Origin of the sequence: Pseudomonas sp. SJZ103, from assembly GCF_007828335.1 — a bacterium.
Lineage (GTDB): Bacteria > Pseudomonadota > Gammaproteobacteria > Pseudomonadales > Pseudomonadaceae > Aquipseudomonas.
The window spans coordinates 545147-565120 of the sequence record NZ_VIUN01000001.1 but is presented as its reverse complement, the minus strand read 5'-3'; the positions used below and the strand labels follow the sequence as shown (position 1 = coordinate 565120).

Annotated in this window: 17 protein-coding genes; 13 read left to right on the top strand and 4 right to left on the bottom strand. The window is 60.6% G+C overall.

Features of this window, described 5'->3' with window-relative positions; all coding sequences use genetic code 11:
• The first annotated feature begins 332 nt into the window (after positions 1 to 332).
• Both argF and FBY10_RS02765 read left to right on the top strand, forming a co-directional pair.
• A complete protein-coding gene (argF, locus tag FBY10_RS02770; RefSeq protein ID WP_145335132.1) occupies positions 333 to 1253 on the top strand; it encodes an ornithine carbamoyltransferase in 921 nt (306 codons plus the stop codon).
• Positions 1250 to 2359, top strand: a complete 1110-nt coding sequence (locus tag FBY10_RS02765; RefSeq protein WP_131697375.1) for an ABC transporter ATP-binding protein — start codon at positions 1250 to 1252, stop codon at positions 2357 to 2359. The genes argF and FBY10_RS02765 overlap by 4 nt, the downstream gene beginning before the upstream one ends.
• 63 nt (positions 2360 to 2422) lie before the next feature.
• Here FBY10_RS02765 and ybaK read toward each other — a convergent pair whose 3' ends face one another.
• On the bottom strand, positions 2423 to 2893 hold the full coding sequence (gene ybaK / locus FBY10_RS02760) for a Cys-tRNA(Pro) deacylase (protein ID WP_145335134.1): 471 nt from the start codon (positions 2891 to 2893) through the stop codon (positions 2423 to 2425).
• 326 nt (positions 2894 to 3219) lie between these two features.
• Between ybaK and FBY10_RS02755 the strand changes: the two genes are divergently transcribed.
• The 11 genes from FBY10_RS02755 to FBY10_RS02705 all read left to right on the top strand — a co-directional run bounded on the left by FBY10_RS02755 (position 3220) and on the right by FBY10_RS02705 (position 15546).
• Complete coding sequence (locus FBY10_RS02755) at positions 3220 to 4074, top strand: MIP/aquaporin family protein (protein WP_145335136.1); 855 nt, start codon at positions 3220 to 3222, stop codon at positions 4072 to 4074.
• A gap of 78 nt (positions 4075 to 4152) precedes the next feature.
• Positions 4153 to 5658, top strand: coding sequence for a glycerol kinase GlpK (gene glpK, locus FBY10_RS02750; RefSeq protein ID WP_145335138.1), 1506 nt, complete (start codon positions 4153 to 4155; stop codon positions 5656 to 5658).
• 95 nt (positions 5659 to 5753) lie between these two features.
• Positions 5754 to 6509: a DeoR/GlpR family transcriptional regulator gene (locus FBY10_RS02745; protein ID WP_027604598.1), complete on the top strand. Its 756-nt coding sequence runs from the start codon at positions 5754 to 5756 to the stop codon at positions 6507 to 6509.
• Positions 6510 to 6744: 235 nt separating this feature from the next.
• Positions 6745 to 8283, top strand: coding sequence for a glycerol-3-phosphate dehydrogenase (glpD, locus tag FBY10_RS02740; RefSeq protein WP_145335140.1), 1539 nt, complete (start codon positions 6745 to 6747; stop codon positions 8281 to 8283).
• 312 nt (positions 8284 to 8595) lie between these two features.
• On the top strand, positions 8596 to 9522 hold the full coding sequence (locus FBY10_RS02735) for a glutamate/aspartate ABC transporter substrate-binding protein (RefSeq protein WP_090408822.1): 927 nt from the start codon (positions 8596 to 8598) through the stop codon (positions 9520 to 9522).
• A 194-nt stretch (positions 9523 to 9716) separates the two neighbouring features.
• A complete protein-coding gene (locus tag FBY10_RS02730; RefSeq protein ID WP_024073702.1) occupies positions 9717 to 10463 on the top strand; it encodes an amino acid ABC transporter permease in 747 nt (248 codons plus the stop codon).
• Positions 10463 to 11134, top strand: coding sequence for an amino acid ABC transporter permease (locus FBY10_RS02725; RefSeq protein ID WP_145335142.1), 672 nt, complete (start codon positions 10463 to 10465; stop codon positions 11132 to 11134). The genes FBY10_RS02730 and FBY10_RS02725 overlap by 1 nt, the downstream gene beginning before the upstream one ends.
• Complete coding sequence (locus FBY10_RS02720; RefSeq protein ID WP_131697381.1) at positions 11131 to 11865, top strand: amino acid ABC transporter ATP-binding protein; 735 nt, start codon at positions 11131 to 11133, stop codon at positions 11863 to 11865. The genes FBY10_RS02725 and FBY10_RS02720 overlap by 4 nt, the downstream gene beginning before the upstream one ends.
• Before the next feature lie 107 nt (positions 11866 to 11972).
• Entirely contained in the window at positions 11973 to 13874 is a 1902-nt protein-coding gene (locus FBY10_RS02715) for a sensor histidine kinase (RefSeq protein WP_145335144.1), read from the top strand.
• Positions 13871 to 15208, top strand: a complete 1338-nt coding sequence (locus FBY10_RS02710; protein WP_131697383.1) for a sigma-54 dependent transcriptional regulator — start codon at positions 13871 to 13873, stop codon at positions 15206 to 15208. The genes FBY10_RS02715 and FBY10_RS02710 overlap by 4 nt, the downstream gene beginning before the upstream one ends.
• Positions 15208 to 15546 carry a GlpM family protein gene (locus FBY10_RS02705; RefSeq protein ID WP_131697384.1) on the top strand — a complete coding sequence of 113 codons (339 nt, stop codon included), beginning with the start codon at positions 15208 to 15210 and terminating at the stop codon, positions 15544 to 15546. The genes FBY10_RS02710 and FBY10_RS02705 overlap by 1 nt, the downstream gene beginning before the upstream one ends.
• 124 nt (positions 15547 to 15670) lie before the next feature.
• Here FBY10_RS02705 and FBY10_RS02700 read toward each other — a convergent pair whose 3' ends face one another.
• The 3 genes from FBY10_RS02700 to FBY10_RS02690 are packed head-to-tail and all read right to left on the bottom strand — an operon-like array spanning position 15671 to position 19951.
• Positions 15671 to 17068, bottom strand: coding sequence for a sigma-54 dependent transcriptional regulator (locus tag FBY10_RS02700; RefSeq protein WP_131697385.1), 1398 nt, complete (start codon positions 17066 to 17068; stop codon positions 15671 to 15673).
• Complete coding sequence (locus tag FBY10_RS02695; RefSeq protein WP_145335146.1) at positions 17058 to 18827, bottom strand: HAMP domain-containing sensor histidine kinase; 1770 nt, start codon at positions 18825 to 18827, stop codon at positions 17058 to 17060. The genes FBY10_RS02700 and FBY10_RS02695 overlap by 11 nt, the downstream gene beginning before the upstream one ends.
• Complete coding sequence (locus FBY10_RS02690; protein WP_131697387.1) at positions 18827 to 19951, bottom strand: GNAT family N-acetyltransferase; 1125 nt, start codon at positions 19949 to 19951, stop codon at positions 18827 to 18829. Before FBY10_RS02690 ends, FBY10_RS02695 begins: the two co-directional genes overlap by 1 nt.
• Positions 19952 to 19974 lie beyond the last annotated feature (23 nt).

Sequence of the window (19974 nt, the reverse complement as noted above, 5' to 3'; positions counted from 1 at the left end):
ATGAGCAAACATGAGCAAATGTTACAGAACCTGTAATCAACCCCTGAAACCGACGCAGCCTGGCCCAAGCCCGCCCCCGCGCATTGCAAAAGGTTGCGGCGTCAGTGTACAAATGGCCCGCTGCTGTCTGGAAATCGTCTTCAAAAGCGCTAGCGCGCCCGTCTGAACATCCGTAAAAACCGTAGCCCTATTGGTAAGACGCGACATTTAATTATAAGATCGCGCCTTCCCCTATTTCGTCGCCCCGTGCGGCTTTCGCCGCAGGTCTCGCCCGTTGTCACAATAAACAAGGCTTTGAGTATCTGCGGTCTGTTGCAAAAAGGTAGTTAATGATGAGCGCAAGGCACTTTCTCTCCCTGATGGATTGCACGCCCGAAGAGCTGGTCAGCGTGATCCGTCGAGGCATTGAGCTTAAAGACCTGCGTAACCGCGGCGTACTGTTCGAGCCTTTAAAAAACCGCGTGCTCGGGATGATTTTCGAGAAGTCGTCGACCCGCACTCGCCTGTCCTTCGAAGCCGGCATGATCCAGCTGGGTGGCCAGGCCATCTTCCTGTCGCCGCGTGACACCCAACTGGGCCGTGGCGAGCCGATCAGCGACTGTGCCATCGTCATGTCGCGCATGCTCGATGCGGTGATGATCCGTACCTTCGCCCACAGCACCCTGACCGAATTCGCCGCCTACTCCCGCGTGCCAGTGATCAATGGCCTGTCCGATGACCTGCACCCGTGCCAGTTGCTGGCCGACATGCAGACCTTCCTTGAGCACCGTGGCTCGATCCAGGGCAAGACCGTGGCCTGGATCGGTGATGGCAACAACATGTGCAACAGCTATATAGAAGCGGCGATTCAGTTCGACTTCCACCTGCGCATTGCCTGCCCGGAAGGCTTCGAGCCGGCTGCCGAGTTCCTGGCCAAGGCCGATGGCCGCGTGCAAATCCTGCGCGATCCAAAGGATGCAGTGATCGGCGCGCACCTGGTCAGCACCGACGTCTGGACCTCGATGGGCCAGGAAGACGAAACGGCCAAGCGTCTCGCTATGTTCGCTCCCTATCAGGTTACGCGGGAACTGCTCGACCTGGCCGCGCCCGATGTACTGTTCATGCACTGTCTGCCGGCACACCGTGGCGAAGAGATCAGCCTCGACCTGCTCGACGACCCGCGCTCCGTGGCCTGGGACCAGGCCGAAAACCGCCTGCATGCCCAGAAGGCCCTGCTCGAATTCCTCGTCGAGCCGGCGTACCACCACGCATGAGCCAGCCCTTACTGCTGAACTTGCGCAATCTGGCATGCGGCTATCAGGATCAACGGGTGGTGCAGAACCTCAATCTGCACCTCAACGCCGGCGATATCGGTTGCCTGCTCGGTTCTTCGGGCTGCGGCAAAACCACGACGTTGCGGGCAATTGCCGGATTTGAGCCGGTGCACGAAGGCGAAATCAGCCTCGCCGGCGAAGTGATCTCCAGCGCCGGCTTCACCTTGGCACCGGAGAAACGTCGCATCGGCATGGTGTTCCAGGACTACGCGCTGTTTCCCCACCTCAGCGTGGCCGACAACATCGCCTTCGGCATTCGCAAACACCCGCAAAAAGACCGCGTGGTCGCCGAACTGCTGGAATTGGTCAACCTGAAGAACCTGGGCAAGCGATTCCCCCACGAATTATCGGGCGGCCAACAGCAACGCGTTGCCCTCGCCCGCGCCCTGGCGCCGGAGCCACAACTGTTGCTGCTGGACGAGCCGTTCTCCAACCTCGACGGCGAACTGCGGCGCAAGCTCAGCCACGAGGTACGCGATATCCTCAAGGCGCGGGGCACCAGTGCGATCCTGGTCACCCATGACCAGGAAGAAGCGTTCGCCGTGAGTGATCACGTCGGAGTCTTCAAGGAAGGCCGCCTGGAGCAGTGGGACACGCCCTACAACCTCTATCACGAACCACTGACGCCTTATGTCGCGAGCTTTATTGGGCAGGGCTATTTCATCCGCGGCCAATTAAGTTCGCCCGATTCCGTCCATACCGAACTGGGGGACCTGCGCGGTAACCGGGCCTACACCTGGCCTACGGGCGGTGCAGTTGACGTCTTGCTACGCCCGGACGACATCGTCTACGCGCCGGACAGCCCCTTGAAAGCGCGGATCGTCGGCAAGACCTTCCTCGGCGCGTCGACCTTGTACCGCCTGCAACTGCCGACCGGCGCGCAGCTGGAGTCGATTTTCCCGAGCCATGCCGACCATCAGGTGGGCGCCGAGGTGGGCATTCGCGTAGCCGCTGAGCATTTGGTGCTGTTCCAGGCGTCAGGCAGCATCGCGGCGCAGGTGCCTCGATCCGAGTCCGGCGTACGGCGCTATAGCCCGGCTGGCTGAGTCGATGATCAACGTGTGGGAGGGGCTTACCCCCTCCCACATTGGCTCTCCAGTGGCCAGGAATTACACCCGGCCAATTTCTGCAAATTTGGCCTGGGTATGTTCCGCCAGCACCGCGGCGGACAACTCCACCTCCAGCCCCCTTCTCCCCGCACTCACAAAAATTGTCGCAAACGGCTGCGCCGTCACGTCGATAAATGTGCGCAAACGCTTTTTCTGCCCCAGCGGGCTGATACCGCCCAGCAGGTAACCGGTAGAACGCTGCGCCGCGGCTGGATCCGCCATTTCGACTTTTTTTACCCCGGCCGCATGAGCAAGGGCTTTTAGGTCAAGACTTCCGACGACCGGCACTACAGCCACCAATAATTCGCCTTTTTCGCTGCTGGCCAACAAAGTCTTGAATACCCGCCCCGGGTCGAGGCCCAATTTTTCTGCGGCCTCCAGACCATAGGAGGCCGCCTTGGGGTCATGTTCATAACTGTGGATGCGATGTTCGGCGCGAACTTTTTTCAACAAATCCAGTGCGGGTGTCATGAAGTCTCCGGGCGTGGCAAACAGATGGCCAATTCTAGGCCAACCCCATACAAAACGCTCTAGTCCGCCCTCCACGCCGACGAGACTTAACGCAGAGGGCGTGATCATTCATCAAACCAATAGTTCGAAAGTGACCAACAGTTCACTTTCGACCTTTGACAGCCGTCATTCTTGTCTATATTTTTTCGTTTCCGAATACTGTAGGAATACCTCTACAGAGTTCCAGCAGTAAGCCGTGCCTTGGATGGGGATCCTCGTCACGGTGAAAATCGCGCAACCGCCCGTTGAGGCCGTGCGCCAGACAAGAACAACAATCGAGGTTTTCCATGACAACTGCTCTTCAACAGCCTTCACTTTCAAGCCAATGCATGGCTGAGTTCCTGGGGACTGCGCTTCTGATCTTCTTCGGTACGGGATGTGTCGCTGCGCTCAAGGTCGCGGGTGCCAGCTTTGGGTTATGGGAAATCAGTATCATCTGGGGGATCGGCGTCAGCATGGCGATCTACCTGAGCGCCGGCATCTCCGGGGCTCACCTCAACCCAGCGGTGAGTATCGCCCTGTGTATTTTTGCGGATTTCGAAAAGCGCAAACTGCCCTTCTACATTCTTGCCCAAGTCGCCGGCGCCTTCTGCTCGGCCGCCCTGGTGTACACCCTCTACAGCAACCTGTTTTTCGATTACGAACAAACTCACCACATGGTCCGCGGCACCCAAGCCAGTCTGGAATTGGCGTCGGTATTCTCCACCTACCCTCACGCGCTGCTGAGCACCGCCCAGGCCTTCCTGGTGGAAATGGTCATTACCGCGATCCTGATGGGCGTGATCATGGCCCTTACCGATGACAACAACGGCCTGCCGCGCGGCCCGCTGGCCCCCCTGCTGATCGGACTGCTGATTGCGGTGATTGGCAGCGCCATGGGGCCGCTGACCGGTTTTGCGATGAACCCGGCGCGGGATTTCGGGCCCAAGCTGATGACCTTTTTCGCCGGCTGGGGTGAAATGGCCTTTACTGGCGGCCGCGATATTCCTTACTTCCTGATTCCGATTTTCGCGCCGATTGTCGGCGCATGCCTCGGTGCTGCGGCCTATCGCGGGCTGATTGCCCGCCACTTGCCGAGCGCCGCACCTGCTATAGCTGAAACAACTGACACGGCTGTCAACGGCAAGACTCGTATTTCCTGAAAGCGCCAGCCTGGTCCTCTGCCCCTTCGCGGCCCAGGCTGATTTCTGACTTCCTTATTTCCGTGCAAGGCAATCAATATGACCGACCTTCAGAATAAGAACTACATCATTGCCCTTGACCAGGGCACCACCAGTTCCCGGGCGATCATCTTCGATCGTGACGCCAACGTGGTCTGCACTGCCCAGCGTGAATTCACGCAGCACTACCCACAGGCTGGTTGGGTCGAACATGACCCAATGGAAATCTTCGCCACCCAGAGCGCGGTGATGGTAGAAGCCCTGGCACAGGCCGGTCTGCACCATGACCAGGTCGCCGCCATCGGTATCACCAACCAGCGTGAAACCACCGTGGTATGGGACAAGGTCACCGGCCGTCCGATCTACAACGCCATCGTCTGGCAGTGCCGCCGCAGCACCGAGATCTGCCAGCAGCTCAAGCGCGACGGTCACGAGCAATACATCAACGACACCACCGGCCTGGTCACCGACCCGTACTTCTCCGGCACCAAGCTCAAGTGGATCCTCGATAACGTCGAAGGCAGCCGCGAGCGCGCGCGCAACGGCGAGTTGCTGTTCGGCACCATCGACAGCTGGCTGATCTGGAAATTTACCGGCGGCAAGACCCACGTCACCGACTACACCAACGCCTCGCGCACCATGCTCTTCAACATCCACACCCTGGAGTGGGATGCGAAGATGCTGGAGATCCTCGACGTTCCGCGGGAAATGCTGCCGGAAGTGAAGTCTTCCTCCGAGATCTACGGCCGCACCAAAAGCGGCATCGCCATCGGCGGTATCGCCGGTGACCAGCAAGCGGCGCTGTTCGGCCAGATGTGCGTGGAGGCCGGCCAGGCCAAGAACACCTACGGCACCGGCTGCTTCCTGCTGATGAACACCGGTGATAAAGCGGTGAAATCCAAGCACGGCATGCTCACCACCATCGCCTGTGGCCCGCGTGGCGAAGTGGCGTATGCGCTGGAAGGCGCGGTGTTCAACGGTGGCTCCACCGTGCAATGGCTGCGGGACGAGCTGAAAATCATCGCCGATGCCACCGACACCGAATACTTCGCCGGCAAGGTCAAGGACAGCAACGGCGTGTACCTGGTGCCGGCCTTCACCGGCCTGGGCGCCCCGTACTGGGACCCGTATGCCCGTGGCGCACTGTTTGGCCTGACCCGCGGCGTACGCGTGGATCACATTATTCGTGCCGCTTTGGAGTCGATTGCCTACCAGACCCGCGACGTACTCGACGCCATGCAACAGGACTCGGGCGAACGCCTCAAGGCCCTGCGCGTAGACGGCGGGGCGGTGGCCAACAACTTCCTGATGCAGTTCCAGGCCGATATCCTCGGTACCCAGGTCGAACGTCCGCAAATGCGTGAAACCACGGCACTCGGCGCCGCTTACCTGGCGGGCCTGGCCTGTGGCTTCTGGAGCAGCCTGGACGAGTTGCGCGGCAAGGCCGTGATCGAGCGCGAATTCGAACCGCAACTGGAAGAAACCGCCAAAGAGAAACTCTACGCCGGCTGGCAAAAAGCGGTAAGCCGCACCCGTGACTGGGAACCGCACGAAGGCGCCGAATAAGCCACGCGCTGGACCCATATTGGGTTGTAACTGGCAGGGAGCAGATTCCTACGTCATCATGGGCCACTTTTGTATGGCAGCCCAAAGGACGCCCCATGAATCTGCCTCCCCGCCAGCAGCAAATCCTCGAACTGGTCCGCGAACGCGGCTACGTGAGTATCGAGGAAATGGCGCAGCTATTCGTTGTCACCCCGCAAACCATCCGCCGCGACATCAACCAGCTGGCGGACGCCAATCTGCTGCGCCGCTACCACGGCGGCGCGGCCTATGACTCCAGTGTCGAGAACACCGCGTACGCCATGCGTGCCGACCAGATGCGCGATGAGAAACAACGCATCGGCGAAGCCATCGCGGCACAAATCCCCGATCACGCCTCGCTGTTCATCAATATCGGCACCACCACCGAATCCATCGCCCGTGCGCTGCTCAACCACAACCACCTGAAAATCATCACCAACAACCTCAACGTCGCCACCATGCTCAGCGCCAAGGACGACTTCGATGTGTTGCTGACCGGCGGCAATGTGCGCCGTGACGGCGGCGTGGTGGGCCAGGCCAGTGTCGACTTCATCAACCAGTTCAAGGTCGACTTCGCGTTGGTGGGTATCAGCGGTATCGACGAGGACGGCAGCCTGCTGGACTTCGACTACCAGGAAGTCCGGGTTTCCCAGGCGATCATCGCCAATGCGCGCCAGGTGATCCTGGCGGCGGACTCGAGCAAATTCGGGCGCAATGCCATGATTCGACTGGGGCCGATCAGCCTGGTGGACTGCCTGGTGACGGATCAGGAGCCGGTGCCCGCCTTGGTGCAGTTGCTGAATCAGCACAAGGTTCGTCTGGAAGTCGTATAGCGCCTGCACTGACGCCATCGGGGCCGACGATTCGACTTGCCCCCGATGGCGGTTTATCCAGCGCTTTTTTCTCGAGCCTTGCCCAGGCTTATGTTCACAAATTTTCCTTTTCCCGCCCTTCGATGAGTTTTTTCAATCGAAGTCGGCTGGCTGTGGCCACGTTTATCAGCTACCATTTTCGGAAATGAACATTAATGTTCGAATTCCAATATGAAAAAGATCGCGAGGCCAGCCGATGAACCCTTCTACCTTGCCTGCTCCACCGCTTGCCGAAGTCTATGACGTTGCCGTAATCGGTGGCGGGATCAATGGCGTCGGCATTGCAGCAGACGCAGCCGGTCGCGGTTTGTCGGTATTCCTTTGCGAAAAGGACGACCTGGCCAGCCACACCTCCTCCGCCAGCAGCAAGCTGATCCACGGCGGCCTGCGCTACCTCGAACATTACGAATTCCGCCTGGTACGCGAAGCCCTGGCCGAACGTGAAGTGCTGCTGGCCAAGGCCCCGCACATCGTCAAGCAGATGCGCTTTGTCCTGCCACACCGCCCACACCTGCGCCCAGCGTGGATGATCCGTGCCGGCCTGTTCCTGTATGACCACCTGGGCAAGCGCGAGAAACTTGCTGGCTCCAAGAGCCTCAAGTTCGGCCCCGACAGCCCGCTGAAAAGCGAAATCACCAAAGGCTTCGAATACTCCGACTGCTGGGTCGACGACGCGCGCCTGGTGGTACTCAACGCCATGGCTGCCCGTGAAAAGGGTGCGCATATCCACACCCAGACCCGCTGCATCAGCGCCCATCGCAGCAATGGCATGTGGGACATGAACATGGAACGCGCCGATGGCAGCCTGTTCTCGATCCGCGCCCGCGCGCTGGTGAACGCTGCCGGCCCGTGGGTCGCCAAGTTCATCAGGGACGACCTGAAGCTGGACTCGCCCTACGGCATCCGCCTGATCCAGGGCAGCCACCTGATCGTGCCGAAGCTGTATGAAGGCGCCCACGCACACATCCTGCAGAACGAAGACCAGCGTATCGTCTTCACCATTCCGTACCTGAACCACCTGACCATCATCGGCACCACCGACCGCGAATACACCGGCGACCCGGCGAAAGTGGCGATCACCGAAGGTGAAACCGACTACATGCTCAAGGTGGTTAACGCGCACTTCAAGAAACAGCTGAGCCGCGACGACATCGTCCACACCTACTCGGGTGTGCGCCCACTTTGCAACGACGAGTCGGACAACCCGTCGGCCATCACCCGCGACTACACCCTGTCGCTGTCCGGTGGCGTGGGTGAGGCACCGATCCTGTCGGTGTTCGGCGGCAAGCTGACCACCTATCGCAAGCTCGCCGAATCGGCGATGGCGCAACTGGCCCCGTACTTCACCCAGATGCGTCCAAGCTGGACCGCCACCGCCAGCCTGCCCGGCGGCGAGGACATGACCACGCCAGAAGCCCTGGCCGAGGCCATTCGCAGCAAATTCGACTGGGTGCCGAGCGAGATCGCGCGCCGTTGGTCCACCACCTATGGCAGCCGCACCTGGCGCCTGCTGGAAGGCGTGCAATCGCTGGCTGACCTGGGCGAGCATCTGGGTGGCGGCCTGTACACCCGCGAGGTCGATTACCTGTGTGCCGAGGAATGGGTAACCCAGCCCCAGGACGTGCTGTGGCGCCGCACCAAACTCGGCCTGTTCACCACCCCGCAGGAACAGGACAACCTGCAGCGCTACCTGTCCAAGGTTGAGCAGAACCGCAGCAAGATCGAAGCGGCCTGACAGGCCCGTCGTACAAAAGCCCCTGCGCCGTAAGCCCAGGGGCTTTTTTATGCCGGCCTTGGCATTCGGTTTTCCGAACGCCACAGGTAAGCCTATTCGGTTTGCCGGATCAAACGGTTACATATTTGCCGTCATACAAAATTAATTTTCATATAAATCAACTTGTTAACCTTTTATTTCCGGTCTGGCACGACTCATGCTCTACACTCCTAGACGATTGCCTGGGACGCCTCAGGAGCCGTCACGGGCATTCGCTGTACAAGAGAGCCGTTAGCTGGCTTCATAAAAAAAACAAATGTCGAGGAAGTATTGATGCGCATCGTTCCCCATATCCTGGGCGCAGCTATCGCTGCTGCTCTGATCAGCACTCCAGTTTTTGCCGCCGAACTCACCGGCACGCTGAAGAAAATCAACGACTCCGGCACCATCACCCTCGGGCACCGCGACAGCTCCATTCCGTTTTCCTACATTGCGGATGGTTCGGGCAAACCTGTGGGCTACTCTCACGACATTCAGCTGGCCATCGTTGAAGCCCTGAAAAAAGACCTGAACAAACCCGATCTGCAGGCCAAGTACAACCTGGTCACCTCGCAGACCCGTATTCCGCTGGTTCAGAACGGCACCGTCGACATTGAGTGCGGTTCCACCACCAACAACGCCGAACGCGCTCAGCAAGTCGCCTTCACCACCAACATCTTCGAAATCGGCACCCGTCTGCTGGTCAAGAAAGACAAGGAAGGCAAGCCTAGCTACGCCGACTTCGCCGACCTGAAAGGCAAGAACGTCGTCACCACCGCCGGCACCACGTCCGAGCGCATCATCAAGGCGATGAACGCTGACAAGCAGATGGGCATGAACGTCATCTCCGCCAAAGACCACGGCGAGTCCTTCCAGATGCTGGAAAGCGGCCGTGCCGTAGCCTTCATGATGGACGACGCCCTGCTGGCCGGTGAAGAAGCCAAGGCCAAGAAGCCGGATGACTGGGTCATCACCGGTACTCCACAGTCCTTCGAAGCCTACGCGTGCATGGTTCGCAAAGAAGACCCTGCCTTCAAGAAAGCGGTAGATGACGCCATCGCGGGCCTGTACAAGTCCGGCGAAATCAACAAGATCTACGCCAAGTGGTTCGAAAGCCCGATCCCACCCAAAAACCTGAACCTGAACTTCCCAATGAGCGACAAGGTTAAGGAACTGATCAAGAACCCGACTGACAAGCCGGCGCCTGACGTAAAAATCTGATTTCTGACTAACCTTATCGCCTGAGGGAGCCAACCCTCCCTCAGGCGTCTGTTACTACCTGCTGGTTATACTTTGGAACACTCGACCTGGCGGTTTTCGAGCCGATCGTGTGTGCCTGGCGTTCATCGTCAGGCGGGAATGGACTTTCCCCAAGCGGGTGCTTGTACATCGATCGATCTCGAGGGGAGACCCTAATGAATTACAACTGGGACTGGGGCGTGTTCTTCAAGTCCACCGGCGTGGGCAGCGAGACTTATCTCGACTGGTACATCGCCGGCCTGGGCTGGACCATCGCCATCGCTGTCGTGGCATGGATTATCGCCTTGCTGCTGGGCTCCATTCTTGGGGTCATGCGCACTGTGCCAAACCGCCTCGTATCAGGCATCGCGACCTGCTACGTGGAACTGTTTCGTAACGTGCCGCTGCTGGTGCAGCTGTTCATCTGGTACTTCCTGATACCCGACCTGCTGCCGCAGAACCTGCAGGACTGGTACAAGCAGGACCTGAACCCGACCACCTCGGCCTACCTGAGCGTTGTCGTGTGCCTGGGCCTGTTCACCGCTGCCCGTGTGTGCGAGCAAGTGCGCACCGGTATCCAGGCGCTGCCACGCGGCCAAGAGGCCGCCGCGCGTGCCATGGGCTTCAAGCTGCCGCAGATCTACTGGAACGTGCTGCTGCCCCAGGCTTACCGGATCATCATTCCACCGCTTACCTCGGAATTCCTCAACGTCTTCAAGAACTCCTCCGTGGCGTCCTTGATCGGCCTGATGGAACTGCTGGCACAAACCAAACAGACCGCCGAGTTCTCGGCCAACCTGTTTGAAGCCTTCACCCTGGCCACGCTGATCTACTTCACCCTGAACATGAGCCTGATGCTGCTGATGCGCGTGGTCGAGAAGAAAGTCGCCGTGCCCGGCCTGATCTCCGTGGGGGGTAAATAATGGAACTCGATTTCAGCGGCATCATCCCCGCCATCCCAGGCCTGTGGAACGGCATGGTCATGACCTTGAAGCTGATGGTCATGGGCGTGATCGGCGGTATCGCGCTGGGTACGATCCTCGCACTGATGCGCCTGTCGTCAAACAAACTGCTGTCCCGGTTGGCCGGCGCCTATGTGAACTACTTCCGCTCGATCCCGCTGCTGCTGGTGATCACCTGGTTCTACCTGGCGGTGCCGTTCGTGCTGCGCTGGATCACCGGCGAAGACACACCGATCGGCGCGTTCGCCTCCTGCGTCGTGGCGTTCATGATGTTCGAAGCCGCGTACTTCTGTGAGATCGTGCGGGCCGGCGTGCAGTCGATCCCCAAGGGCCAAATGGCGGCGGCACAGGCAATGGGCATGACCTATGGCCAGACCATGCGCCTGATCATCCTGCCCCAGGCGTTCCGCAAGATGACCCCGTTGCTGCTGCAACAGTCGATCATCCTGTTCCAGGACACCTCGCTGGTCTACACCGTGGGCCTGGTGGACTTCCTCAACTCCGCCCGCTCCAACGGCGACATCATCGGGCGCTCCAATGAGTTCCTGATCTTCGCCGGTGTCGTCTACTTCATCATCAGCTTTTCCGCCTCGCTGCTGGTCAAGCGTCTGCAAAAAAGGTTTGCCGTATGATCTCTATCAAGAACATCAACAAGTGGTATGGCGACTTCCAGGTGCTGACCGATTGCAGCACCGAGGTTAAAAAAGGCGAAGTGATCGTGGTGTGCGGGCCATCGGGCTCGGGCAAGTCCACCCTGATCAAGTGCGTCAACGCGCTGGAACCGTTCCAGAAAGGCGACGTGATCGTCGACGGCACGTCCATCGCCGATCCGAAGACCAACCTGCCGCAACTGCGTTCGCGCGTGGGCATGGTGTTCCAGCACTTCGAACTGTTCCCGCACCTGACCATCACCGAAAACCTGACCATCGCGCAGATCAAGGTGCTCGGCCGCAGCAAGGAAGAAGCCACCAAGAAAGGCCTGCAACTGCTTGAGCGCGTGGGGCTGTCGGAACACGCCCACAAGCACCCCGGCCAACTCTCGGGAGGTCAGCAACAACGCGTGGCCATTGCGCGTGCACTGGCCATGGACCCGATCGTCATGCTGTTCGACGAACCGACCTCGGCGCTGGACCCGGAAATGGTCAACGAAGTGCTGGACGTGATGGTGCAACTGGCCCAGGAAGGCATGACCATGATGTGCGTGACCCACGAAATGGGCTTTGCCCGCAAAGTGGCCGATCGCGTGATCTTCATGGACAAAGGCCAGATCATCGAAGACTGCCCGAAAGAGGAATTCTTCGGCGACGTCAGCGCCCGCTCCGAACGCGCGCAGCACTTCCTTGAGAAAATCCTGCAGCACTAAGCACTCCATAGCGCCTACTGTAGAAACCGGGCCAATGTGGGAGGGGGCAGCCCCTCCCACATTGGACCGCACAGGCTGGCAGCTCTGGTTGACCCAAGGCATCTGTGATGAAATGCGACCCCAACCAATTTCGCGCCGCACCGCCATCACTTGCCGTGAAACCTCGCCTGATTCGCCAACTGTTCCTTCCGCCGTTGATCATCGCCCTGATGATCGGCCTGGGTTATATCGGCTTCTGGATCAGTGAGTACTACGGCATCCGTACGCTCAGCGACAATGGCGAACGCCAGCTGGAGCTGCACGCCCGCACCGTCGAAAGCGAAATCAGCAAATACACCTACCTGCCCAGCCTGCTGGAGCTGGAGACCAGCGTCTCCAAGCTGCTGGCCGAGCCTAACCAGGAAACCCGCAAAGCGGTCAACGATTACCTCGAAGGCCTGAACCGACGCAGTCGCAGTCGGGCCATCTACGTGATGGACACCACCGGCCGCGTGCTGGCCACCAGTAACTGGCGCGATGCCGACAGTTACCAGGGTGAAGACCTGTCCTTTCGCGCCTATTTCCAGAATGCCGTGCGCGGCCAGCCCGGGCGTTTCTACGGCATCGGCAGCACCAACGGCGAACCCGGTTACTACCTGGCCCACGGCCTGGAAGAGCACGGCAAGATCATCGGCGTGGCGGTGGTCAAAGTGCGCCTGGAAGCCCTGGAGGAACGCTGGCAACGTGCGCGCCTCGAAGCCTTTGTGAGCGACGAGAACGGCATCATCATCCTCTCCAGCGATCCCGCCCGTCGCCTCAAGGCGGTACGCCCGCTGAGCGATGAGATCAAGGAACGCCTGGCGCACAGCCTGCAATATTACTGGGCCACGCTGAACGAGCTGGAACCCCTGGCCCGCGAGCGCTTGAATGAACGCAGCGAAAAGCTGACCTTCCCGGCCAACACCGAAGTGGTCAACGACGAGCACGAAGTCAGCTACCTGGCGCAAACCCGTCCACTCAATGACACACCGTGGAATTTCACCCTGCTCACCCCGCTCAACGACCTGCGCCGCGCGGCGATCAACCAGGGCATCCTGGTGGCTGTCGCGTTTGGCCTCGTCGCGTTTTTGCTGATTGCCTGGAACGAGCGACGCAAAGTCATTGCCACCCGCCTCGCTGCGCGCGAAGCCTTGCAGGAAGCCAACAGCCAGCTGGAGCGACGGATTGCCGAACGCACCGCCGACCTGCGCGCCAGCAACGAACGACTCAAGGGCCAGATCCGCGAACGGCGCCAGGCCGAAGAAACCCTGCGCCGCGCCCAGGATGAACTGGTACAAGCCGGCAAACTGGCAGCCATCGGCCAGATGTCCACCAGCATTGCCCATGAACTGAACCAGCCGCTGGCCGCGCTGCGCACCTTGTCCGGCAACACCGTGCGCTTCCTCGAACGCGGTGCGCTGGACACTGCCAGCGCCAACCTCAAGACCATCAACGAACTGATCGACCGCATGGGCCGCATCACCGCCAGCCTGCGCTCCTTTGCCCGACGCGGCGATGACCAGGGCGAAGCCAGCCTGGCCAAGGCCGTGGACGCCGCGTTCCAGGTCCTCGGCCCACGCCTGGACAGCCTGCCGCTGACCCTGCACCGCGACTTTATCCCGGCCCAATTGCAGATCGACCAGACACGCCTGGAACAGATCCTGGTCAACCTGATCGGCAACGCCCTCGACGCCATGCAGGCACAACCGGCTCCCGAGTTGTGGCTGGAAGGCTGCGTCGCCGAGGGCAAATACCGCCTGCTGGTACGCGATAACGGCCACGGCATCGACGCCGAGGTCCGCAAGCATTTATTCGAACCGTTCTTCACCACCAAACCCGGCGAGCAAGGCCTGGGCCTGGGCCTGACCCTCTCCGCCAGCCTCGCGGCGGCCACCGGCGGCAGCCTCGCCGTGGAACACCCGGCCGGTGGTGGAACTGCCTTTGTCCTGAGCCTGCCGCTGGTGGGCGCTCAACAAGCTGAGTCGACATGAATATTGATCCTCAAGACCTCACCGTGCTGATCGTCGAAGACGACCCCCATGTGCTGCTCGGCTGTCAGCAAGCCCTGGCGCTGGAAGATATCCCAAGCGTGGGCGTGGGCAGTGCCGAGGAGGCATTGAAACGTATCGGCGAGAACTTCGCCGGCATTGTGATCAGCGATATTCGCCTGCCGGGCATCGACGGCCTGGAGCTGCTCACCCGTCTCAAGACCCTGGATAAAAGCCTGCCCGTGGTGCTGATCACCGGGCATGGCGATATTTCCATGGCCGTCGGCGCCATGCGCAATGGCGCTTACGATTTCATGGAAAAGCCCTTCTCCCCCGAACGCCTGGTCGATGTCGCACGTCGCGCCCTGGAACAACGCGGGCTGGCGCGGGAAGTCTGGTCGCTGCGCCGCCAGTTGGCTGAACGGGATTCGTTGGAAGGCCGCATCATCGGTCGCTCGCCGGCCATGCAGAACCTGCGTGAGCTGATCGCCAACGTCGCCGACACCTCGGCCAACGTGCTGATCGAAGGCGAGACCGGCACCGGTAAGGAACTGGTCGCGCGTTGCCTGCATGACTTCAGCCGCCGCCACGATCACCAGTTCGTCGCCCTCAACTGCGGCGGCCTACCCGAGAACCTGTTCGAAAGCGAGATTTTCGGCCACGAAGCCAACGCCTTTACCGGCGCCGGCAAGCGCCGTATCGGCAAGATCGAGCACGCCCACGAAGGCACGCTGTTCCTCGATGAAGTGGAAAGCATGCCGATCAACCTGCAGATCAAATTGCTGCGGGTGTTGCAGGAGCGCACCCTGGAACGCCTGGGCTCGAACCAGAGCGTGGCCGTGGATTGCCGGGTAATCGCCGCCACCAAGTCCGACCTCGACGAACTGAGCCGCGCCAGCCAGTTCCGCAGCGACCTGTACTACCGCCTCAACGTGGTGACCCTGGAACTGCCGCCCCTGCGCGAGCGCCGCGAGGACATCCTGCAACTGTTCGAACACTTCCTGCAGCAGTCGTCGCTGCGTTTTGACCGCACCGCGCCGGAACTGGACAACCAGACCCTGTCCAGCCTGATGAGCCACGACTGGCCCGGCAACGTACGCGAACTGCGCAACGTCGCCGAACGCTTCGCCCTCGGCCTGCCCGCCTTCAAGAAAAGTGGCAGCAGCAGCGGCAGCCAAGGCCTGGCCTTTACCGAGGCGGTCGAAGCCTTTGAACGCAACCTGCTCAGCGATGCCCTGCAACGCAGCGGCGGCAACCTGACCCAGGCCAGCCAGGAACTGGGCATGGCCAAGACCACCCTGTTCGACAAGGTCAAGAAATACGGGTTGAGCCACTGATGGATCTTTTTTTGAAAGCCGCCCTTGGCGCGGCGGTGGTGTTGATCCTGGCGGCACTGGCCAAGACCAAAAACTATTACATCGCAGGGTTGGTGCCGCTGTTCCCGACCTTTGCGCTGATCGCCCACTACATCGTCGGCAAGGGCCGTTCGGTGGACGACTTGAAGACCACCATCCTGTTCGGGATGTGGTCGATCATTCCGTATTTTGTGTATTTGGCGACGCTGTATGTGATGGTGGATCGAATGCGGCTGGAGGCCTCTTTAGCCGTAGCAGCGGTAGCGTGGCTGATGGCCGCGACGATCCTGGTGAGTATCTGGGTACGCATCCATACCTGACCCGACTCGGCCAAAAAATGTGGGAGGGGGCTTGCCCCCGATAGCGGTGTGTCAGTCAGCTCATCTTTAACTGATCCACTGCAATCGGGGGCAAGCCCCCTCCCACATTTTTATCCCGGTTGAGTCAGCGGACTATCTTGTCGACCTGAATGCCCAGCTTCTTCAACCGATACCAGAAGCTTCTCTCGGAAATCCCGATCTTCGCCGCCGCAGCAGCCTGCACGCCATTACTCTCCTGCAACGCCGCCAGGATGTAGGCTTTCTCCACCTCCGCCAGCGCCGCATCCAAGTCCCGGGGAATGCCCGGCCCGTCGCTGAGGATCGCGGTCACGCCGCCTTCGCTGGGTTTGGAAGCAAACAGATAACCCGGCAAATCAATGTCTTCGATCACAGGCGTGGCGGCCACGATGGTCGCGCGCTCCACACAGTTTTGCAGCTCACGAATATTGCCCGGCCAGTGATACGCGGCCATGGCCTGCAACGCCTCAGGGCTGAAACCGGTGATACGCTTGCCGGCCGTGGCGCTGAGGGTCTGGGCAAAGTGACGGGCCAGGGGCGCGATGTCCTCCACACGCTCACGCAGGGCCGGCAGCGGGATCGGGAAGACGTTGAGGCGGTAATACAGGTCTTCGCGAAACTCTTTATTGGCCACCGCCTCCAGCAGGTTCTTGTTGGTGGCGGCGATCACCCGTACATCCACCTTGCGCTCGCGCGGGTCGCCCACCGGCTCGATCACCCGCTCCTGCAAGGCCCGCAGGATCTTGGCTTGCAGCGCCAGGGGCATATCGCCCACTTCATCAAGAAACAGCGTGCCCTTGTCGGCCTGCTGGAAACGCCCTACCCGGTCAGACACGGCGCCGGTAAACGCGCCCTTGCGATGGCCAAACATTTCGCTTTCCAGCAGCCCTTCGGGGATCGCCGCGCAGTTGACCGCCACGAACGGTTTGTCGGCACGGCTGCCGTGCTTATGGATGGCGCGGGCGACCATTTCCTTGCCGGTGCCGCTTTCGCCGGTCAGCAGAATGGTGGTGCTGCTGTCGCGCACCGAATCCACCGCCTGCAGCACTTTGCGAAACGCCGGGCTGTCGCCGACCAGGCTGTCGAACTGCGTCTGCTCATCCAGCTCGGCGCGCAGGCGGACGTTGTCGCGCATGATGTCGCGAAACTGCAGGGCCTTGGCCACGGTGATGTCCAGCTCGTCGATATCGAACGGCTTGGCGATGTAGTCGTAGGCACCGTTGCGCATCGACTGCACGGCGTTTTTCACCGTGCTGTAGGCGGTCATCACGATCACCGGCACGTGGGGATAACGCACCTTGATCTCGGCCAACAAGGCCGGCCCGTCCATGCCCGGCATGCGCCAGTCACTGATCACCAGGTCAATGTCTTCCTGTTCCAGCACCTTGAGCGCATGCAGGCCGTTGCCCGCAATGAACACCTGCACGTTGTTCTGGCCCAGGGCCGACGCCAGCAGGTCGCAGAGCTTGGGTTCGTCGTCGACTACCAGAATGTTATGCGTCATGACTGTCCTCGTCGTCTTCGCCTATCGCTGGAATGTACAGGCTGAAGGTGGCGCCGGCATCGTTTTCGCTGGCGCATTCGATGCTGCCGTCGTGACTTTCCATGATCGAATAGACCTTGGCCAGGCCCAGGCCCGTGCCCGAGGCCTTGGTGGTGACGAAGGGCGTAAAGATGCGCTCGATCATCTCCGGCGCAATGCCCTGGCCGGTGTCGGCGATGGTGATGACGGTGTTGTCGCCCACGCTGCGAATGCCCAGGGTCAGGCACCCGCCTTCGGGCATGGCATCGATAGCGTTGATAATCAGGTTGAGGCACGCCTGCTTGAGCTGCTTGGCATCGGCGTAGATCGTCGCTCCCGGCGCCTGGTCATCGATCTGCGCGTCGATGTTATGGCTGGCCAGTTCCGGCGCACAGAAGCCAAGGATCTCCTCCACCAACGGGCGGGCCGGCTGCAGCACGCGCAACGGTGGGTTGGGTTTGGCAAAGTCGAGGAACTCGGTGATCAAGTCGTTGATGCGGCTGACTTCGCTGATCACATATTCCAGGTGACGCTTGTCGGCGTCCGGCAGGTCTGCGCGGCGGTGCAACAACTGGGTAGCCGTCTTGATGATGCCCAACGGGTTACGAATCTCGTGGGCCAGGCCCATGGCAACTTCACCCAGGGCATGCAGGCGATCACGCCGGCGCAGTTGGGCTTCGAGGTGGTGCAGCTCGCCCAGGCGCTCGGTCATATGGTTGAAGGTGCTGCTCAATTGCGCCAGTTCGTCGCCACCACTGACCAGCACGCGGTGCGCGTAGTTGCCTGAGATCACCGCGCTCACGCCTTCGGACAAGTCCCGCAACGGCTTGGTCAGGCGCCGCGACACCAGCACACCGGCCGCCAGGGACAATGCCGAACTGAGCAGGAAAATCAGCACGAACAGGTTGCTCTGGTTCACCAGCCCCACCAGGCTGGTATGGCGCAGCAGGCCGCTGAAAATCACGCCTTGCAGGTCACCGGCGTCATTGAAGATCGGCCAGTACAACCCACTGTAGCTGTTGGTGAACTGCTCGCTGGGCTGCTTGGTGCTGCGCATCGCGGTCTCGACACTTTTCGGGATGCGCGAAGGGTGATCCACGAAGCGCTGGGTCGAAAATATCTCCGAGAACCCCTCGGGGTTGGCCAGGTACAAGCGCAGGTCGAGGGAATGCACATCGGCCACGCTGGTGAGGAAGCTGCTGTCCAGGTAGGTCGCCACCAGCAAGCGGTAGTCGACGCCGTCCTGGCTGGTTTCGAAGGTCGAGACCACAATCCCCGTGCTCACCCCCGCCACTTGCACGGTCTGCAGCACCGCGTTGCTGGTCAGGCTGATCTGTTTGACGATGTCATCGGAGGCGGTGCTGAACACCACCTTTTGATCGCTGGTGCGAATCAGCGCCACCACGTCGATGTCAGTGGCATCGGCGATGTCCGCGGTCAGCCGGTCATGCTTGGCGGCCTGCTTGCTTGAGGGGGGGCTGGTGTAGCGCAGGAACAACTTGGCCATGCGCGCGTTGTCGTGAAGGATGTCGCCGATCTCATCCTTGACGATCTTGGTCGATTCTTGCAGCCAGATACGCACGTTGCTGTCGAAAATCTGCGACAGCGTGGTCGCCGCCAGCTCTGCCGCGATCATGGTGGGAATCACGCTGACCAGCCAGAACGCCAGCACCAGCTTGCGCTGGACGCTCCAGCGCGAAATGGCAAAGGGGCGGGCTTTCTGGCGGGTCTTGGTGATCATCAGGTTTCGCTTATCGCAGCAGCCATGGCAGGGTCGGAACGATCCGGTCGAATAAACAGTTTTACAAGCTTGAGCAGGCCGTTGACCAGCCGGTTGCGGTGGCGGAAAAACACACTGTTGCCCTGGAACTCGCAGCCCAGGCGCAGCTTACTGGCATACCCGGCCTGACCGCACTCATACACCGCAATATTGTGTTGAATACAGTAGTCGACGTTGGTCAGCCAACTGCGGAAGTACAGGTTGTAGTCACGGGAGAACGCAACGTCATGCCCGAAAAACTTGTCCACCAGCCGGTGCTCGTCCACCAGGATCAGGTTGAACGCCACCAACTGCTCGTCGACCCAGTAAAGAACACAGACGGCGCGATCGCCAAGGCGTTCGAGCACGCCGGTAAAATAACCGGCAGGCAGGCGTTCGAACTGCAACTCGGCCCGCTTCAGCGTGGCCTCGTACAGGCGCATGACCTCGGGCAGCACATCGTCGATATTGCCTCGCCATTCCACCCGTGGTCCCGGTGCACGCAGCTTGCGGCGCAAGTCCTTGCGGGTGGATTTGCCCAGCGAGCCGAGGTAGGCGTCCACCGAGCCGTACGGCAACGGCAACACCCCGGTGGGCAAGCTCGGCATGCTTTGAAAACCCACCGCCCGGCAACTATCGAGCCAATGCGGGTCCTGGCTGGGTGCATCCTTGACCGCCACCAGGCCGATACCGAAATCATCGGCATCCTGTCGCGCGGCGTCCAGCAAGTGTTTAAGCAACAACGGGCGACGCGACTCGGGCACGCCACTGGCAACCCCGGCGTCGCAACGCTCGGCCACCGGGGAGCCAATGGCATACAGGCCCAATTGCAAAACACCCGGCCACAGCCGCTCCACACGTTCGGCCAAACGCTTGCCGGCGCCCGACACCGTGGTGTCGAGCCGGTAATGGGTGATGAACGCAGTGGCCACGGCCACCAGCGTACCATCGTCGTAGACCGCCAGGTAGCGCCATTGGAAGTCATCGATGGCGGCGTTTTCCACGGCGACGTAATAGTCCCAGTCTTCCAGCGCACCGGGAAAACAGTCGTTCCAGGCGCTACGCTGGAGGGCCCGGATAGTCGGGAAGGCTTGGGTGGTGATCACAGGTATCCCTTATTTCTGTGGTG

Bases quoted from the DNA above. Each gene is read 5' to 3' on its own strand.
- argF (WP_145335132.1), top strand. From the start codon at position 333: ATGAGCGCAAGGCACTTTCTCTCCCTGATGGATTGCACGCCCGAAGAG.
- FBY10_RS02765 (WP_131697375.1), top strand. From the start codon at position 1,250: ATGAGCCAGCCCTTACTGCTGAACTTGCGCAATCTGGCATGCGGCTAT.
- ybaK (WP_145335134.1), bottom strand. From the start codon at position 2,893: ATGACACCCGCACTGGATTTGTTGAAAAAAGTTCGCGCCGAACATCGC.
- FBY10_RS02755 (WP_145335136.1), top strand. From the start codon at position 3,220: ATGACAACTGCTCTTCAACAGCCTTCACTTTCAAGCCAATGCATGGCT.
- glpK (WP_145335138.1), top strand. From the start codon at position 4,153: ATGACCGACCTTCAGAATAAGAACTACATCATTGCCCTTGACCAGGGC.
- FBY10_RS02745 (WP_027604598.1), top strand. From the start codon at position 5,754: ATGAATCTGCCTCCCCGCCAGCAGCAAATCCTCGAACTGGTCCGCGAA.
- glpD (WP_145335140.1), top strand. From the start codon at position 6,745: ATGAACCCTTCTACCTTGCCTGCTCCACCGCTTGCCGAAGTCTATGAC.
- FBY10_RS02735 (WP_090408822.1), top strand. From the start codon at position 8,596: ATGCGCATCGTTCCCCATATCCTGGGCGCAGCTATCGCTGCTGCTCTG.
- FBY10_RS02730 (WP_024073702.1), top strand. From the start codon at position 9,717: ATGAATTACAACTGGGACTGGGGCGTGTTCTTCAAGTCCACCGGCGTG.
- FBY10_RS02725 (WP_145335142.1), top strand. From the start codon at position 10,463: ATGGAACTCGATTTCAGCGGCATCATCCCCGCCATCCCAGGCCTGTGG.
- FBY10_RS02720 (WP_131697381.1), top strand. From the start codon at position 11,131: ATGATCTCTATCAAGAACATCAACAAGTGGTATGGCGACTTCCAGGTG.
- FBY10_RS02715 (WP_145335144.1), top strand. From the start codon at position 11,973: ATGAAATGCGACCCCAACCAATTTCGCGCCGCACCGCCATCACTTGCC.
- FBY10_RS02710 (WP_131697383.1), top strand. From the start codon at position 13,871: ATGAATATTGATCCTCAAGACCTCACCGTGCTGATCGTCGAAGACGAC.
- FBY10_RS02705 (WP_131697384.1), top strand. From the start codon at position 15,208: ATGGATCTTTTTTTGAAAGCCGCCCTTGGCGCGGCGGTGGTGTTGATC.
- FBY10_RS02700 (WP_131697385.1), bottom strand. From the start codon at position 17,068: ATGACGCATAACATTCTGGTAGTCGACGACGAACCCAAGCTCTGCGAC.
- FBY10_RS02695 (WP_145335146.1), bottom strand. From the start codon at position 18,827: ATGATCACCAAGACCCGCCAGAAAGCCCGCCCCTTTGCCATTTCGCGC.